At 33.8% G+C, this 18,936-nt stretch carries 16 protein-coding genes; 13 read left to right on the top strand and 3 right to left on the bottom strand.

Annotated features, from left to right (window positions below; genetic code table 11):
- The first annotated feature begins 66 nt into the window (after positions 1-66).
- Together GQ47_RS12480 and GQ47_RS12475 are read left to right on the top strand one after the other, a co-directional pair.
- The gene (locus tag GQ47_RS12480; protein WP_035648952.1) at positions 67-936 is read left to right on the top strand and encodes an alpha/beta hydrolase; all 870 of its coding nucleotides are present in this window, start codon (positions 67-69) and stop codon (positions 934-936) included.
- 85 nt (positions 937-1,021) lie between these two features.
- Positions 1,022-1,540, top strand: a complete 519-nt coding sequence (locus GQ47_RS12475) for a hypothetical protein (RefSeq protein WP_035648951.1) — start codon at positions 1,022-1,024, stop codon at positions 1,538-1,540.
- Positions 1,541-1,618: 78 nt separating this feature from the next.
- Here the strand turns inward: GQ47_RS12475 and GQ47_RS12470 are convergent, their stop codons facing one another.
- The 3 genes from GQ47_RS12470 to GQ47_RS12460 form a co-directional block, all read right to left on the bottom strand.
- The gene (locus GQ47_RS12470) at positions 1,619-2,599 is read right to left on the bottom strand and encodes a hypothetical protein (protein ID WP_035648949.1); all 981 of its coding nucleotides are present in this window, start codon (positions 2,597-2,599) and stop codon (positions 1,619-1,621) included.
- A gap of 164 nt (positions 2,600-2,763) precedes the next feature.
- Positions 2,764-3,738 (bottom strand): TerC family protein, encoded by a 975-nt coding sequence (locus tag GQ47_RS12465; RefSeq protein ID WP_035648947.1) that lies wholly within the window; start codon positions 3,736-3,738, stop codon positions 2,764-2,766.
- A gap of 394 nt (positions 3,739-4,132) precedes the next feature.
- Positions 4,133-5,149, bottom strand: coding sequence for a glutamine synthetase beta-grasp domain-containing protein (locus GQ47_RS12460; RefSeq protein WP_035648945.1), 1,017 nt, complete (start codon positions 5,147-5,149; stop codon positions 4,133-4,135).
- 426 nt (positions 5,150-5,575) lie between these two features.
- Between GQ47_RS12460 and GQ47_RS12455 the strand changes: the two genes are divergently transcribed.
- From GQ47_RS12455 to GQ47_RS12395, 11 genes are all read left to right on the top strand, one after another.
- Entirely contained in the window at positions 5,576-7,765 is a 2,190-nt protein-coding gene (locus tag GQ47_RS12455) for a glutamine synthetase III family protein (protein ID WP_035648943.1), read from the top strand.
- A gap of 393 nt (positions 7,766-8,158) precedes the next feature.
- Entirely contained in the window at positions 8,159-8,776 is a 618-nt protein-coding gene (locus tag GQ47_RS22890) for a hypothetical protein (protein WP_051951513.1), read from the top strand.
- A gap of 63 nt (positions 8,777-8,839) precedes the next feature.
- A complete protein-coding gene (locus tag GQ47_RS12440) occupies positions 8,840-9,328 on the top strand; it encodes a hypothetical protein (protein WP_035648939.1) in 489 nt (162 codons plus the stop codon).
- A gap of 4 nt (positions 9,329-9,332) precedes the next feature.
- Entirely contained in the window at positions 9,333-10,070 is a 738-nt protein-coding gene (locus GQ47_RS23185; RefSeq protein WP_081909348.1) for a CsgE family curli-type amyloid fiber assembly protein, read from the top strand.
- 68 nt (positions 10,071-10,138) lie between these two features.
- Entirely contained in the window at positions 10,139-10,606 is a 468-nt protein-coding gene (locus tag GQ47_RS12425; RefSeq protein WP_035649412.1) for a curli assembly protein CsgF, read from the top strand.
- A gap of 56 nt (positions 10,607-10,662) precedes the next feature.
- Positions 10,663-12,039 (top strand): CsgG/HfaB family protein, encoded by a 1,377-nt coding sequence (locus GQ47_RS12420; RefSeq protein ID WP_035648937.1) that lies wholly within the window; start codon positions 10,663-10,665, stop codon positions 12,037-12,039.
- Positions 12,040-12,114: 75 nt separating this feature from the next.
- Positions 12,115-13,593, top strand: coding sequence for a carboxypeptidase regulatory-like domain-containing protein (locus GQ47_RS12415; protein WP_051951511.1), 1,479 nt, complete (start codon positions 12,115-12,117; stop codon positions 13,591-13,593).
- A gap of 190 nt (positions 13,594-13,783) precedes the next feature.
- The gene (locus GQ47_RS12410) at positions 13,784-14,962 is read left to right on the top strand and encodes an AIR synthase related protein (protein ID WP_035648934.1); all 1,179 of its coding nucleotides are present in this window, start codon (positions 13,784-13,786) and stop codon (positions 14,960-14,962) included.
- An 88-nt stretch (positions 14,963-15,050) separates the two neighbouring features.
- Positions 15,051-15,407 (top strand): hypothetical protein, encoded by a 357-nt coding sequence (locus tag GQ47_RS12405; protein WP_035648932.1) that lies wholly within the window; start codon positions 15,051-15,053, stop codon positions 15,405-15,407.
- A gap of 120 nt (positions 15,408-15,527) precedes the next feature.
- Positions 15,528-16,136, top strand: coding sequence for a GNAT family N-acetyltransferase (locus tag GQ47_RS12400; RefSeq protein WP_035648930.1), 609 nt, complete (start codon positions 15,528-15,530; stop codon positions 16,134-16,136).
- 424 nt (positions 16,137-16,560) lie between these two features.
- A complete protein-coding gene (locus tag GQ47_RS12395) occupies positions 16,561-18,888 on the top strand; it encodes a GH92 family glycosyl hydrolase (RefSeq protein WP_035648928.1) in 2,328 nt (775 codons plus the stop codon).
- Positions 18,889-18,936 lie beyond the last annotated feature (48 nt).

Below are 18,936 nucleotides of genomic sequence, written 5' to 3'. Positions count from 1 at the left end.
TTTTTCATATAATTTATTTTGAAAAAGGTATATTTACATTCCCTAATCAGAAAAAAATATATCAGAATGAAGAAATTTAAAATGCTGCTGTCTTTGTTTTTGCTTTGCTTGACTACAATGACATATGCGGCAAAAGTAGACACTTTGCAAGTTGCCAGTGCCGCTATGGGAAAAACCTATAAAGCTGCGGTAGTTTTACCAAACTCTTATGCCAAAAGCAAATCGACTTTTCCGGTTATGTATCTTTTGCATGGCGCTTACGGACATTTTAGCGACTGGCTGAAAAATACACCAAACAAAAAATTAGTTCAGACTTTATCAGATCAATACAATATGATTATTGTGATGCCTGAAGGTGAGGTTTTTAGTTTTTATCTGGATAGCCCAGTAAACAAAGAAAGCCAGTTTGAAACCTTTATAACTCAGGAAGTCATTCAGAAAGTAGATAAAACCTACCGAACTATCAGTAATAAAAGCGGAAGAGTAATTACCGGACTTTCAATGGGAGGTCACGGTGCTTTGTATCTTTCGGCAAAACATCCCGATTTATTTTGCGCAGCCGGAAGCATGAGCGGAGCTGTAGATATGAGTACGATGCTTAATAGAGATTCGGCAGCTCAGGTTGTGAAATTAATGCAGCCTGTTTTTGGCGATAAAAGCGGAAGTACCGAAATGTATGAGCAATATGCTGTTATGAATATGCTCGATAAAATAAAAACAAACAAACTACCGTTGATTATAGATTGCGGTGTTGATGATTTTTTAATTGAACCAAACAGAGAATTGCACCGAAGATTAGTTTACAACAAAGTTGACCACGATTACACCGAGCGTCCTGGCGCACATACTTGGGATTATTGGGAAAATTCACTGCCATATCATGCATTGTTTTTCAATAAAATATTCCTTAAAAATCAAACTGTTGCAAAAAAATAATTAGAAATTTTATTCCGAAACCCGTTTAACAAAATTTTTGGTTTGGTTTTTGGAATACCTTTATAAACTTTAAAATATATATATTATGAAAAAGATACTTACCTTATTTGCCCTTGTTGGATTAATTGTGTTTTCTAGCTGTGAAGGACCAGAAGGGCCTCCGGGACAAGATGCTTTGATGCCCCAGGCTTTTGAAATTAAAAATGTTAATTTGACAAAAGTAACAAGCAACCATTATCAATATGCAAGGGATTTTAATCCATTTATAGGCGGTGATTTATATCCTGATGAAGTAGTTTTGGTTTATAGACTGACTGATGTAACGAATTCTGGTGCGCCGGTTTGGCAATTGATACCAAAAACAACGAATTATGATAATGGTGATGTAGCGGACTATTTTTTTGATTTTAGTGTAAAAGATTTCATAATTACAGTTATTGCTTCTTTTGATCTAGCTACTCAAACTGATTTAATAAATGGACAAACTTTCAGAATCGTGATTATTCCATCTGATTTAGCGGCATCAGTTAATAAAAATAGTTACTTAGATGTGATGAAGGCTGCAAATTTAAAAGAAAGTCAAATTAAGGATGCTAGTTTTTAATTCTTAATTTTATCCATAAAAAAAGGAAATCGTAAGATTTCCTTTTTTTATGTTTTTTTTTAATTTTAATGTTTATTACTAACGTCGACCTGGTGGTATTGGAACTAAAATTGAAGTATCAAAAGGTTTTTCTGTAATTGTAACCGATGGCAGTAACATTGTATACGAGTTTGTTGGTATTTGTGCATCAATACCGCTTTCAGCTGTTTTTGGGTTTATGGCGATAATTAATGCTTTCTTTTCTTCAGTTGGAGAGAATTTGAATAATATGGTCTTGTATGTTTGAATATTATTGTCAAGGACATAAGTTTTTAGATAGTTAGGATTAGGCTCAACAAAACGAATAATATGATCTTTGTCACACGCATCTATTCCTTCGACAATTGTTCCTGTGTCTTTTAACTGTGCGTATACCATTGGAAAACCATTACTAGGAACTTTATCTGGATATAGTAAGCCATTGTCGTTGAAATAGGTGTATAAAGAAATTTCATATGTAACATTTGCTTTAAAGGGATATTCGATTGAAATTGCTGAGGCTGTACTTATATTTCCGTTAAAAATTTTACCACTTCGTGTGTCAATAAATTGATAGCCTCTATTGCTTGCGGATAAGACTAATGAATTATAATAAAAGTTATGATGAGGTTGACCAGCTCCTCGGACAAGGTATCCGTTTTCTTGTGCTATAGGGTTTGGACCATATACATTTTGTTCGGTTATATAGTATTGACCACTTTGGCTGTTGTATACTTTTAAGGTACAGCCGCTTCCGTTATGCGGTGAGATTCCGTAATTGAAATTTATTTTCACAGAACCTTCGGTAGGTTTTGAAGAGATTTTATTGGAAATAGTTTTTTTTATTTCATTATAAATTAATTTTGGCTTCTTGGGTTTTGAACCATCAGTAATATTGGAAATGTATTCAATATCTCCATTAATAATATAAGTTTGAGTTGGGTTGTTAATGCTTGATTGTTTTTTTATTGATAATTCTTTTGTATTATCACAACTTATAATAATAAAAATTAATGATAAAGTAGCATAAAGTTTTTTCATAATAAAAAATATTTAGTTAATACTGAGATAAATATATAAATAAAATAGTATTTTACCTATGTAGAAATGTTAAAAAGTAAGATTATTTGTATTTTTATTGTTTTGTAGCATAAAAAAAGGAAATCGCAAGATTTCCTTTTTTTATGACTATATGTTTTATAAAATTATTTCTCAGTTAAATCTGAATCAGTCAATAATTTTTCTTTTCCGAATTTAAGAGAAACCAAAATTCCAACTAAAAGTGACAAAGCGATAAATCCTAAAGAAGCCCATTCTGGAACGTGAATCCAATCGTGAAGAAGCATTTTTAATCCTACGAAAGCTAAAATGGCAACCAAACTGTATTCCAAATAACTGAATTTTGCCAGCATATTCGCCAGGAAGAAATACATAGAACGCAATCCAAGAATAGCAAAAATATTGGAACTGAATACTAAAAACGGATCTGATGTAATCGCTAAAATCGCAGGAACGCTATCTACGGCAAACAAAACGTCCATCACTTCAATTACAATCAAAGCAACAAATAATGGAGTAGCAGCTTTTTTTCCTTTTTCGGTTAAAATGAAAAATTTCTCATGATCCATGTGAGAAGTTATCGGAATAACTTTTCCTAATGCTTTATAGATGAACGAATCTTTTGGATGAAAATCTTCATCTTCTCCTGAAAACAGCATTTTTATAGCTGTAAAAATCAGGAATGCACCAAATAAATAAGTTGTCCAGGTAAATTGGTTAATCAGCATAACGCCAAAGAAAATCATCAATCCGCGGAAAACAATCGCTCCTAATATTCCCCAAAACAATACACGATGCTGGTATTTTTGCGGAATTTTGAATGAAGCAAAGATTATCGCAATCACAAAAATATTATCGACGCTTAAGGAAAGTTCAATTAGATAACCTGTAATAAATTTCATTGAAGCTACTGCAGGCTGTAATTTGTCAGGGTTTGCAATATAATCGGTTGTGTAAAGCCAATAGATTACTCCTGAAAACAAAAAAGAAAGTGTTACCCAAATCAAGGTCCATTTGCTGGCTTCTTTGGTACTGATAATATGGGGAGTTTTGTTGAAGACACCAAGGTCTAAAGCAAGAATAAAAACTACAGCAAGTAAAAAGAGAGACCAGACTATCATAACAATTTTTTTAAATGATTTACAAAGATAAGTTTTGAAGTTTAAATTAAAAATTAATTATAAGAAAGGTATTCTTAAAAGTTATGAATTTTAAGTTATGAATTTTAAGTTATGAATTTTAAGTTATGAGTTATGAGTGGACTAGTTAATGATTTTGAAACTTTGTCAAAGTTTTAAACTTTGACAAAGATTAACACAATCTTGTCATTCCGAGGAACGAGGAATCTCCGCAAGAAACTCCATCCTGAAAATCGTCAATCTTTGTAGAGCTACTTGTGGAGATTCCTCGTTCCTCGGAATGACAAACTGCATTTTACATCAGAAATGACAAATAAAATAAAAAAAGTGCCAACAATTAAGTTGGCACTTTTTAGAATTTATTTTAAGCTTTGAATTATAGCGCTGATTTAACAGTTTTGATAATTCTAGCAGCAATTTTGTATGGATCTCCGTTTGAAGCTGGTCTTCTGTCTTCCAACCATCCTTTCCATCCTTTTTGAACAGTCATCAAAGGAATTCTGATAGAACATCCTCTGTCTGAAACTCCATAAGAGAAATCGTGGATAGAAGCAGTTTCGTGCTTACCAGTTAAACGTTGGTCATTGTAAGCTCCGTAAACTGCGATGTGCTCAGCAGTAACAGGACGGAAAGCCTCACAAATTCTTTCGTAAGTAGCTTGATCTCCGCAAGTTCTCAATACATTGTTAGAGAAGTTAGCGTGCATTCCAGAACCATTCCAGTCAGTATCTCCTAGAGGTTTTGGGTGATATTCAATATAGTAACCATATTTCTCAGTCAAACGATCTAATAAGTAACGAGCAACCCAGATTTCATCTCCAGCTTTTTTAGCTCCTTTAGCGAATAATTGGAATTCCCATTGTCCGCAAGCAACCTCTTGGTTGATTCCTTCAAAGTTGATTCCAGCAGCGATACATAAATCAGCATGCTCTTCAACTAATTTTCTTCCGTGTGTGTTTTTTCCACCTACTGAACAGTAGTACATCCCTTGTGGAGCAGGGTATCCTCCAACTGGGAAACCAAGTGGAAGTTGAGTTTTAGTATCCATGATGAAATACTCTTGTTCGAATCCAAACCAAAAATCATCATCTTCATCATCAATTGTAGCTCTTCCGTTAGATGGGTGTGGAGTTCCGTCTGCATACATAACTTCAGACATTACTAACCATCCATTGATACGAGTTGGATCTGGATAAATTGCAACTGGAACTAAAAGACAGTCAGAAGAACCACCTTCAGCTTGTTTAGTTGATGAACCATCAAATGACCAATTTCCAAGTTCTTCTAATGTTCCTTTGAAATTTTCATGCTCTTCAACTTTAGTTTTACTTCTAAGATTTTGAGTTGGCTCGTATCCATCTAACCAAATGTACTCTAACTTAATTTTAGCCATAATAATATAAATTTATTTTTTTTGTTTTTTCGCTGGGTCAAATATAGATTTATTTTTTTACTCCTAAAAATTAGGGGGCTATTTTGTTTTGCGGAGTATAATTTTTTAGAGAAGCGTAATTTTCGTAGGGGTATATTTTTAAAAAAGCAATTTTTAACCACTATAAAAAATAAATTCGTAATAATTAAGGACTATTTTTGATTTTTAGGGTTAAGAAATTATGAAAAAATGTTTATTTAATGGGGATTCTTGCTGTTTTTTGTTACATTTCTTGATTGTCTTTGTTTATTCTCTGAAAAAAGCACGATCTGTTGAGAAATTGTAGTTCAAAAATCTAAAACTTATATTCTAAACAGGGACTTTTATTGTTTATATTTGTTCCTCATTTTTTTAATGAAAATTAGTACGAATTAAAACTTACATACCATGTCAACATTACGTTTCCAAGCTTTACAAGAAGCTTCCAACAGAAAGCCGGTGCACTTTGAAGAAATTGATCGAAAATCAAATCTTTTCGGATCGAATGTGTTTAATGAAAAAGCGATGAAGCAATATTTGACTTCGGATGCATTTAAAGGAGTAAGAGATGCCATTCAGCATGGAACTAAAATAGAAAGAAAATTGGCCGATTATATCGCCATGGGAATGAAGGAATGGGCGTTGGCAAAAGGTGTTACACATTATACACACTGGTTTCAGCCATTAACAGGAACAACTGCCGAAAAACACGATGCATTTTTTGAAACTTCATACGATGGAAGTGACCCTGTAGAAAAATTTGGAGGAGCGCAATTGGTACAACAAGAGCCAGACGCGTCAAGTTTCCCAAATGGCGGAATCAGAAATACTTTTGAAGCGAGAGGTTACACAGCCTGGGATCCAACTTCTCCGGCATTTATATATGGTACGACTTTATGTATTCCAACAGTTTTTATTGCATACACAGGTGAGGCTTTAGATAATAAGATACCTTTATTAAGAGCATTATCAGCAATTGACGAAGCGGCGACTGAAGTTTGTAAATATTTTGACAAAAACGTAAAAAAGGTAACAGCAACTTTAGGTTGGGAACAAGAATATTTCTTGATTGACAAATCTTTGGCAAATTCTCGTCCTGATTTGGTGATGACCGGAAGAACATTATTAGGACATACTTCTGCAAAAGGTCAGCAGTTAGATGATCATTATTTTGGATCTATCCCAACTCGTGCTCTTACATATATGAGAGATTTGGAGCAGGAATGTATGTTATTGGGAATTCCGGTAAAAACACGTCATAACGAGGTTGCGCCAAATCAATTTGAGTTGGCTCCAATTTTTGAAGAAACGAATTTAGCAGTTGATCACAACTCTTTATTAATGGATGTGATGCAGAGAGTGGCAGAACGTCATGATTTTAAAGTATTATTTCACGAAAAACCATTTAAAGGTGTAAACGGTTCTGGAAAACACAATAACTGGTCTTTGGCTACAGATACCGGAGTTAATTTATTGAGTCCAAGCAAAACACCAATGAGTAATTTGCAATTCCTTACTTTCTTTATAAATACGATTAAAGCTGTAAATGATTATGAAACTTTATTAAGAGCTTCAATTGCAACAGCAAGTAATGATCACAGGCTAGGAGCTAATGAAGCGCCACCGGCTATTATTTCGGTTTTTATCGGAGCACAATTGTCAAAAGTTTTATTAGAATTAGAAAGTGTAACAACCGGAAAACTTTCGCCTGAAGAAAAAACAGATTTAAAATTAAATGTTGTTGGTAAAATCCCAGACGTATTATTAGATAATACAGACAGAAACAGAACTTCACCTTTTGCCTTTACAGGAAATAAATTTGAATTTAGAGCTGTTGGTTCAAATTCAAACTGTTCAAATGCAATGACAACTTTAAATGCAATTGTTGCTAAACAGTTAATCGACTTTAAAAATGAAGTTGAAAACCTGATTGAAAATAAAGACATGAAAAAAGACGATGCAATCTTTAATGTCTTAAGAGAATACATCAAACAATCTAAAAAAATTCTTTTTGAAGGAGACGGTTATAGCGATGCCTGGGAAAAAGAAGCAGCAAAAAGAGGTTTGAGTAATTTCAAAACTACACCGGAAGCGATTAAAGCTAAGGTTTCAAAACAAGCTTTGGACTTATTTGAAGAATTAGGAATCTTTAATCATGTTGAGGCTGAAGCGCGTTATGAAATTGAATTGGAAGAATACACTAAGAAAATCCAGATTGAAGGAAGAGTTTTAGGAGATATTTCAAGAAATCACGTAATTCCAACTGCTATTCGTTACCAAAATACATTAATTGAAAATGTAAAAGGCTTAAAAGAAATCTTTGGAAAAGAATTTGAGACGATTGCAAAAGAACAAATTACTTTAATTAAAGAAATTTCAGGTCATATCGAAGGAATTAATTCTAAAGTATTGGCTATGACGAATGAAAGAAAGAAAGCCAATCAATTAACTGATGCTCAAAAAATGGCAGAAGCGTATTGCAATAAGGTAAAACCATATTTTGAAGATATTCGTAACCATTGCGATAAATTAGAATTATTAGTAGATGATGAGAGCTGGACTTTGACCAAGTACAGAGAATTGCTGTTTACTAAGTAACGTTTTCTAAACATTTAGTTAAAGCCCATCTTAAAAAAGATGGGCTTTTTTTGTGAATATGTTAAAATAAGTGGTTTTATAACTTTTTTTTAACGACTGTTTAGGTATAAATGTAAAGAAATTACAAGAAATAGGTTTTTTCTTACTAAGTAAAAAAACAAAAATGGCAGTTCGTCGAGATAGTTTCACAGTTCATCGAAAACAAGTTAAGTTCTTGTAAAATACGTATTTATACCTGATTTGATTATCGAGAAGTTTTCTAATTTTGAAAAAGAAATCGAGAAATAACCCCCAATTTTCGTTTGAGATTTCATTAAAATTGCCCAAATTTTTTTCCCCCAAATTACAACCTGCATAATAATTTGTATTAATAACCAATTAAATATATTTATTATGAAAAAAGTAATTTTAAGCATCTCCGCGATGCTGTTTGTAGGTGTTGCCGTGGCACAAAACACTAGTAATGTTGATCAAACTGGTTTATTAAATGGAGCATTAGTTGTTCAAGTTGGATCAAATGATTCAGATGTTCAACAAGATGGTATTTTTAATTCTGCAACTGTTCTTCAAATAGGTGTTGATAACTCATCAACTATTGATCAATTAGGTATTGCAAACTCTGCTTCAGTTACACAAATTGGATGGGGAAATACTTCTGATATTGACCAAGGTCCACTATTAGGAAACAGCGCTACAGTTTTCCAATTTGGAATTGACAATAATGCTGATCTAACACAAATCGGATTCTTTAATAGTTCGAGTGCAGTTCAAGTAGGTTGGGGTAACGATGCTTCTGCTTATCAATTTGGCTTCGGCAACGAATCTGACACTTATCAAGAAGGATTATTCAATTCAGCTTCAACAATTCAACTTGGAATTGGAAACTCTTCTAGTATCGATCAATATGGAGTTGCTAACTATGCTTTGACAGCACAATTAGGATGGGGAAATGTTAGTACTGTTACTCAAGCTGGGTTCTTAAATGGCAGCGTAGTGCTACAGGCAAACTAAAAAACCAAGAAAAGGAAGGACTTGATATAATCAGTTCTTCCTTTTTTTATTATTTCAAAAATTATGAAAGCTATTGTAATCTTATTTTTTCTTTTTACAGGAATTATATTCTCACAATCAATTGATGGGAATATAAGTGATTATGTTATAGCCATGAATGAATCAAACAATCGCAATCAAAATCAGAATACAAATCAATATGTTATCAATCATAACATAGTCAAAATTGCACAAATTGGCAACTATAATCAGGCCAATTTAACTATTATCAGCAACAATGCTTATGTAACTGCACAGCAAACTGGTAATAACAACTACATGAATGTCTACAAAAAAGCAGACGAAATAAATCAATCCTATATACAGTCAGGTAATAATAATTATATAAGTGATATTTCATCATCATCATACTCCCGAGGAGTCGAATCGATGAAAGTCAATCAGGAAGGCAATAATTTAACGATTTTCAGTACAGGATCAAATTCGATATCCAAGGATATGATCATTAATCAGTCTGGAAATTCAGGTACAATTTACGTATTCAATCGCTAGAATCATGAAAAAGTATCTTCACATAATTGTGGCATCTTTTTTTATTTTTTTTTCTGAAAACGGATTTTCGCAAACCGAGTACAACAAAGAAGTAAAAGCGAAAATTGAAGTTAAGGAAATTGAGAATTTATTATTTATAACCGGAACTGCAGAAAATTTAAAATCAGAGTTCAAGAATATTTCATATAAACTAAGTGTATTCAAAAAAAACAAATCGAATTCAAATAAATCAACTAATGCGCAAGATGGAAGAGTAACACTGGAGCCGAATCAAAGGGTAGAATTGTCTAAAACGCAAATCAATTATACCAAACAGGACGAAGTGATTGTAATGTTGCTCATTTATGATGAAAAAAATGCCATAATTGGCAAAGATCGAATTGTTTTTAATGAAGAAACAGAATCAGACGCAGGAAAATCTGTCCCTGTTGACGGTATCGAAATGGTGGGAATTGTAGCCAATGATACTAAAACAAAATTGGGAAATGATTATTATGATATGTTTTATGCACAATATTCGAAACTGAAAGTTCATACTACTAAAATCGTAACGGTTCAGGAAGAACTGACATTTGGGCGCACAACCAAGATTACAATATTAGTAGATAGTGATATTATAGAGGAGTTTATTTCACGTCCTGATGAAGATTTTTTAAAATACATGGCTGATTCAGCGGCTCAAAAGCTATTCAAGTATTTTAAAGATCTGGAAAAGCAAAACAAAATGATTACTCAATATTAAAATTCAGAATTGAGTACATTTTTCGATAAAGCGTTTACTATTTAATGTTCAAACTAAAAAGTATCTATATGAAAACTATAGCATTACTCGTTTGCTTGTTTGGTTTTAGTACAATATCAATTGCACAAAACCTTCAATATAAAGCGGCAAACCCAAATTTTGGAGGCGATACTTTCAATTATCCGTGGTTGCTTAGTTCTGCCCAGGCTCAGAATGATTATAAAGAAGACACCAATTCGCAGTTTAAGCAGCAAACAGATTTGGAACGTTTCAAAAGCAATTTGAATAATCAATTGCTAAACAGACTTTCAAATTCATTATTTGATAATCAATTTGGAAGTAGCACAAATACAGGAAGTGGGACTGGAACGGGAACAGGTACTGGCACAGGCACAGGAACTGGTACACTTTCTCCAGGAACATATGTTTTTGGAACGCTTTCGATTGATATTTACCATTCTAATTTAGGATTGGTGGTTAATGTTTTGGATACAGATACGGGTGAGCAGACACAAGTAATTCTTCCGGGGCAATAAATTTAATTGTCCGAGTAAAAAATAAGGTTCATGTATTATTGTAAATAAGTGAGATTATGAATAAAAGTCCCCTTTTTCTATTTTTATTAATTTGCCTATTCTCAGGATGTGGAGCATATTTTAATCAGCCTGTTGGGGTGCAAAAAGCGGTATATGGAGAAAATACTCCAGCCACTGCCAAATTGGTCGAAATGCCAAAACCAAAAGAGCAGATAGTTGTAGGTGTATATAAATTTAAAGACCAAACAGGACAGTACAAGCCTACTGAACTGGGAAGTACCTTTAGTACCGCTGTTACACAAGGAGCAACATCGATTTTAATAAAAGCCTTGCAGGACTCAAAATGGTTTGTGCCTATCGAGCGCGAAAATCTGGGAAATCTTTTAAACGAAAGAAATATTATTCGTTCTACGCGTCAGGAATACGCATCAAAAACAGAACCAAATGAAGCAGTTTTAACGCCGCTTTTATTTGCAGGAGTATTGCTTGAAGGAGGGATTATTTCTTATGATACCAATATTATTACAGGTGGTTTTGGAGCGAGATATTTTGGAGCTGGAGGTTCAACTCAATACAGACAAGACCGAGTAACTGTTTATTTGAGATTGGTATCGACTTCAAACGGGAAAATCTTAAATACGGTTTACGTTTCAAAAACTATTTTATCACAAAGTATTGATGCAAGTTTATTCAGATATGTTAATTTAAACAGACTTCTGGAAGTTGAAACTGGTTTTACTCGAAATGAACCAATTCAGATGGCGGTAACAGAAGCTATTGAAAAAGCAGTAGAGGGACTTATTGTTGACGGAATTAAAGACAAACTTTGGGAAGTAAATGCACCACAAAAACAAATTGACGACTTTGTAGCGGCTTATGATAAAGAGAAAAGCGATGCCGATTTAGCTCAATTATATAACAGAAATTTAAGCGAAAATAGAAGAGCAAGATTTGGTATAGAAGCAGTGGGAGGAACAACCCTAATGCAAGGTGATTATCCAAATCCAAAACCTATGCCTATGATAAGAGGAGCGGTGAAATTCTTTTTCTCGCCCACATTTAATCTGAGTGCTTCATCAAATGCTTTTCAGGTAGCAAATAAAAATTATATGGATTACGGTTATTTGTCTTTAGATCTAAATCTGGAATGCATCATATTGCCCCGCGACGTTTTTTCTCCTTTTGTTTTTGCCGGAACCGGATTCGAATTTGATCATCATCGGGAAAATTTTCATAGCAAAGTACAGGCTGGAGCAGGTGTCGAATATTTGGTTTCGCCGCACATTGGACTCAAATTGTATGGAGAATTTAATGCGGCATTTAGTGATAATGTAGATCATCTGGTCGCCGGAGTGCGGGATGATTATTTCTATAGGTTTGGTTTTGGGATGACATATTATTTCCCAAAAAATACAAATTACAAGAAAAAATAGGCAGCCTTTTGATCTTTAATAATTTAATGATTAAAGGATTAAGTTCAATATAAGTTTAATAAAATTCAGTCTCAAATGAAAATAGGATTAAAAATTTTGGCGTGCTTTTTTCTTTTAATTTCTTGCAGTGAAGAGCAATTTGATAATACAGGAACTGGTTCAATTAAAGGGCGTGTTGTTGACGTTCGTACTTATACAGGCGTCGAAAATGCCCGTGTGTCGTCGAGCCCGACAACAAGTACTGTTTATACAGATAAGGATGGATATTTTAAAATTGATAAAGTCCCAGTTGGTAAATATGCTTTTCAGGCTCAAAAAGATGGTTTTATCGCAAGATTTCAGCCAGCTACAATTGATAAGGATATTGAAATTGAAGTTATTTTTGAATTAGAAGTCTCAACGGCGACTAATAAACCGCCAGAAATTCCGGTACTTACTGCGCCAACAGATAATGCTACTGGACAAGCTTTAAGTCTTAATTTGACCTGGACTGCCAAAGATCCGGAAGGAGATCCGCTTACGTACACTGTAACTGTGAAAAACGGAACTACAGACGAAGTGAAAACCTATTCTGATCTTAAAACAACAACTTTAGCTATTAAAGATTTAAGTTTCAGCACCAAATATTACTGGCAAGTAAGTGTTGATGACGGAATAAACAAGCCTATAAATAGTGTGACAAATTCGTTTAGAACATTGGCATTCCCGAATCCGAGATACATGTATGTGAAAAAGATAAAAAACAACAATGTAATTTTTACTGCTGATGATGCCGGAAACGAACTTCAATTGTCTTCAGCAGAGGTGAATAGTTTCAGACCGAGAAAAAATTTAAGTATTAACAGAATTGCTTACATAAGTACTGACGGATCTCTGAATCAAATCTTCAGCATGAATCCTGATGGTACCGATGTGCGAAAAATTACAAATTTTGTACCTATAGCAGGTTTCAATATGGATAATGTGAGTTATTCCTGGAGCACAAACGGCAGTCAGTTGATTTATCCGAATTTTGACAAACTCTACCGCATAAATGCTGATGGATCTGGATTGACGCAGTTGTTTAAAACACCAAACGGCAAGTTTATTTCTGAATGCGAATGGAGTCGCGACGGAAGCCAAATTGTTTTAAAAGTAAATGATGTTTCAGGATATAGTGTCGAAATTTATGCAATAGATATGAGCGGAACTGTTTTATATACGGTGCTTTCTGGAGTAACAGGAGGTGCAAGCGGAATTGATATTTCGATTGATAATAAAAGAGTGGTGTATACCAGAGATGTTTCCGGATTTGAAAATGCAGATTACAGACGCTTAGATTCCAGAATATTTATTTACACCGTTGCAACAAATACATCGGCAGAATTGTCGTCAGGTAAAGAAAATGGTTTCAACGACCTCGATGTGAAATTTTCGCCAAATGAAGCAAAAGTCATTTTTGTAAATACCTCAAATGACGGGCTTTCAGCCAAAAATATACAAACCGTCAGCACAACAGACGACAGTACAAGGACAACTTTGTTCCAAAATGCGTCGATGCCTGATTGGAAATAAAAATATCATAATCTTCGAATAATTCTGATGTCTAAAAATCGGCAGTGTTCTCGCTGTCGATTTTTTTTATGAAAAACATAATTTCATTTTAGGAGATTAAGTGACAATAAAAACTAATTTTAAATTGGTATAAACCCAAGAATTAAAAAAACTAGTTATCTTTGCACCACATCAACACAAACTAAGTTTCATGAGTTCAGATTCTAGCAAAAGGTACGCACAAAGAGGTGTTTCGGCATCAAAAGAAGACGTACACAACGCCATAAAAAATATTGATAAAGGTTTATTTCCGCAGGCATTTTGTAAAATTGTTCCTGATTATCTTACCCAAGATGCAGAACATTGCTTAATTATGCATGCTGACGGAGCTGGTACAAAATCGTCTTTGGCGTATATGTACTGGAAAGAAACCGGAGATCTTTCTGTTTGGAAAGGCATTGCACAAGATGCTCTGATCATGAATATTGACGATTTATTATGTGTTGGCGCAACAGATAATATTCTGCTTTCTTCAACTATTGGAAGAAATAAAAATTTAATTCCGGCTGAGGTTATCTCGGCAATCATTAACGGAACAGAAGAATTAATCAACGAATTAAAAACTTTTGGAGTAACTATTCATTCAACAGGAGGAGAAACTGCCGATGTTGGTGACGTTGTTCGTACAATTATTGTTGACTCGACTGTTACAGCTCGTATGAAACGCAGCGATGTTGTAGATAACGCAAATATAAAAGCAGGTGATGTAATTGTTGGTTTGGCTTCTTTCGGTCAGGCAACTTACGAAAAAGGCTATAATGGCGGAATGGGAAGCAACGGACTTACTTCTGCACGTCACGATGTTTTCGGAAAATATTTGGCTAAAAAATACCCAGAAAGTTACGATGCAGCAGTTCCAGAAGAATTGATTTATTCTGGACAGGTTAATTTAACTGATGAAGTTGAAAACAGCCCAATCAATGCAGGTCAGTTAGTGCTTTCGCCAACGAGAACTTATGCTCCAATCATCAAGAAAATTTTAGATAAATATACTCCTGCAGACATCCACGGAATGGTTCATTGCAGTGGAGGAGCGCAGACTAAAATTCTTCATTTCGTTCAAAATTTACACATTATAAAAGATAATTTATTTCCGGTTCCGCCATTGTTCAAGTTAATTCAGGAACAATCAAAAACAGACTGGAAAGAAATGTATCAGGTTTTCAATTGCGGTCACCGTATGGAAATCTATGTTCCGGAAAACATTGCACAAGATATTATTGAGATTTCAAAATCATTCAATGTTGATGCACAAATCGTAGGAAGAGTAGAAGCTTCAGATGCTAAAAAGCTTACCATTACCAGCGAATACGGAACATTCAATTATTAATTTTTTACGTAGAGACGCACAGCAGTGCGTCTTTCGTCATTTTAGACGCACAGTTGTGCGTCTCTACAAATTATAAAACGGCAATATTATGTACGAACTACTTTTTTGGAGATATCTGGATGAAATTTACCTGAACAATCAGGAGGTTTATGAAGCTCTTGTAGAGAAACAAGAAGTAGAAGGTCTGGCTGCGCTTCAAGTAGATGTAATCGTAAATAGAATCAATTCCGTTTTCTCAGAATGGGAAAGAGTGGATGAAAATAGTTGGAAAAACCCAAAAGGAAAAGGTGCTTTTCAAGTCATTACAACTCCTCAAAGCATAAAAATTGATTGTTATGGAACTGAAGGAAAAACCATGAACCAATTGGTTTCTGTGATGGAAGAATTCAAATGTCCCCTGTACGATCCGCAAGTTCCCGAGCGTTACGACGAAATGAGTGAATAATTTTTTTTAAGAAATTATGGACTTCAAAAAATAAGAACAGAAAATAAAGTCCCTTAGGGGCTTTTTTTATTTAAAACGCTTTTTAAAATCAAAAAATAATTTAATAACCAAAAATGAATTATGACTAAAATATCAAATTTCAATTTCACAGATACTATTATTTTAGAAGACGACTTTGTTTTGTTGCGCCCGCTTCAAGAATCAGATGTAGAAAACTTATTAGATATTTCAATCAATGAACCGGAAACCTGGAAATATTCATTGGTTGGAGCAGAAGGAAAAGAAAATTTGATCAATTATATTCAATTGGCAATTAAAGCCAGAGAAAACGAAAAGGAATTTCCTTTTATCGTTTTTGATAAAAAATCTCAGAAATACGCAGGTTCAACACGTTTCTACGATATAAATCTTGAATTCAAAACTTTGCAGTTAGGATATACTTGGTACGGATCGGAGTTTAGAGGAACTGGTTTAAACAAACACTGCAAATTTTTACTGCTTCAGTTTGCTTTCGAAGCTTTAGGATTAGAAAGAGTTGAATTCCGCGCAGATAATAATAATGAAAGAAGTATTGCCGCGATGAAAAGTATTGGCTGTAAAGTTGAAGGCGTTTTAAGAAGCAATATGCCAACAAGAGACAGCAATCTCCGACGTGATTCTATAGTTTTAAGCATTCTTAAAAACGAATGGTTTGATGAGGTAAAAGAAAACCTAAAAAATAAACTATAAAAAAAGCAAAGCAAAAAGAGCCAACGGCTCGATCTATTTTTAAACTGGATTGAAATCCAGCTCTACAATATAAAACGTTCCTTCGGAACTCTTTTCGATTGTATATGTTTTTTTCAACAAATTAGAATCTATTACTGTAAAATGGTTTTTTCTAAATTTAAATCGATCGCATTTTTTCATAGAACCAAAAAAATAAACAGAATCATTGTAAAAAGCCGTTAGGCTCGAACCATATTGTAGGGCTGGACTTCAGTCCAGTCTAAATGAAAAGCGCAAAAATAGATTCATTAATATCCCCACAAAATTTATATTTTTTAAAAGCATATTTTGTTGTATTTTTCTAAACTAAAAATATAGGTAAATCGTTTTAGTAAATACCTGATTTGTTTTGAATAAAAAATATAATGATTTTAAAAAATAACTAATGAATAGATTAAACTGTAAAAGCCTTCTTTTTGGACTTTCATTTTTGATGCTTGGAACCATTTCAAATGCACAAAAAAAAGAATCTGAAAAGCGAAATTTAATTCAGTACGTTGATCCAATGATTGGAACAGCAAGAATGGGACATACTTATCCAGGTGCTACGGTGCCTTTTGGTAGCGTGCAACTTAGTCCTGAAACTGATACAATTGCATATGGTTTGAACGGAAAATATAACGGTGAAGTTTATAAATATTGTGCAGGATATCAATATGAAGACAAGACAATTGTAGGATTCAGTCATACACATTTTAGTGGAACTGGTCATTCCGATTTAGGTGATTTTTTGATTATGCCAACAACAGGAAAACTGCAATTGAACTCTGGAGTTGCGTCAAAACCTTTGTCGGGTTATCGATCAGCATTTTCACATTCAACAGAAAAAGCGGAACCAGCTTATTACAGCGTTTTTTTAGAAGATCATAAAATTAAAGCCGAATTAACAGCAACAACTAGAGTTGGAATGCATCAATATACATTTCCAAAATCAGATGAAGCACATATTATTTTGGATTTAACTTCTGGAATCTATAATTACGACAAGAAAAACGTTTGGACATTTGTTCGTGTAGAAAACGATACTTTAATTACCGGATACCGCCAAACTAATGGCTGGGCAAGAACAAGAACGGTTTATTTTGCAATGTCTTTCAGCAAACCAATTAAAAGCTACGGACAAGCTGCACAAGAAAAAAGCGTTTACAGAGGTTTCTGGGGAAGATTCGACCAGACGAAAAACTTCCCAGAAATGGCAGGACAAAATCTAAAATTGTTCTTTGATTTTAATACCGAAGAAGGCGAAAAAATCAAAATTAAAATGGCATTATCTCCAGTAAGTTCTGCTGGAGCATTAGAAAACATGAAAAAAGAAGTTCCGGGCTGGGATTTCGAAAAAGTAAAAAAACAGAGCCAGGAAGTTTGGAATAGCGAACTGAATAAAATTCAAATTGAAGCCATTCAAAAGGAAGATTATGTAAACTTTTATACTGCAATGTATCACGCCTTTTTAGGTCCGACAGAATATATGGATCTTGACGGAAATTATAAAGGACTTGATATGAATGTTCATAAAGCCGAAAAATTTAAAAATTATACCAGTTATTCATTATGGGATACTTATCGCGCTTTGCATCCTTTCTTTAATATTGTTCAGCCAACACGCAACGCTGATATGGTAAGTTCAATGTTGGCGCATTCAGATCAAAGTGTACATAAAATGCTCCCAATCTGGTCACATTATGCGAATGAAAATTGGTGCATGATTGGTTATCATTCGGTTTCTGTAGTGGCCGATGCAATTGTAAAAGGAAACATTAATTTTGATGCAGAAAAAGCGCTTCAGGCATGTGTCAATACAGCAAAAGTTCCTTATTACGATGGATTAGAATATTATATGAAAATGGGTTATGTTCCTGAAGATAAAAATGGAGCATCAGTTTCTAAAACTTTAGAATACGCATATGATGACTGGGCAATTGCACAAGCAGCTAAAAAACTTGGAAAAACAGAAATTTATAATGAATTCATCAACAGATCGAAAAATTATAAAAATGTTTACGATGAAAAAACAGGTTTTATGCGTCCAAAATTAATCGATGGAACTTTCAAAAAAGAATTTGATCCGCTAGACACACATGGACAAGGTTTTATTGAAGGAAATTCATGGAATTACAGTCTATACGTTCCGCAAGATCCTGCTGATATGATTAAATTAATGGGCGGAAATGAGAAATTTAAAGTTCGTTTAGATTCTTTGTTCAACATGCATCTTCCAGATAAATATTTCGAAAATACAGAAGATATTACCAGAGACGGTATTATCGGGAATTATGTGCACGGAAATGAGCCTTCACATCATGTAGTTTATTTGTATAATTGGACAGATTCTCCGTGGAAATCACAAGATAAAATCCGAATGATTTTGAAAAAAATGTATCGCAACGGAGCAGATGGTCTTGGAGGAAATGACGATTTTGGACAAATGAGTGCTTGGTATATTTTTAGCAGTTTAGGCTTTTATCCTGTTGCTCCAGGTTCTGATGAATATGCATTAGGAAGTCCGCTCGTGAAAAATGCAGTTTTTAATTTAGAAAACGGAAAGAAATTTGAAGTAGAAACTGTAAATCAATCTGATAAAAATGTATTTGTTAGTAAAGTACTTTTGAATGGAAAACCATTAGACAGGCCATTTTTAAAGCATACTGATGTTATGAATGGTGGAAAGATTACTTTTTATATGAGCAGTAAACCTAACAAAAAAGGGTACTAGTTGTAACAAGTTTTTAAAACCTGTTAGGTTTTAAGAATATTAATTCGT

This window comes from Flavobacterium sp. ASV13, from assembly GCF_000745775.1.
Taxonomy (GTDB): Bacteria; Bacteroidota; Bacteroidia; order Flavobacteriales; family Flavobacteriaceae; genus Flavobacterium.
This window is presented reverse-complemented; position numbering and strand designations above follow the sequence as displayed.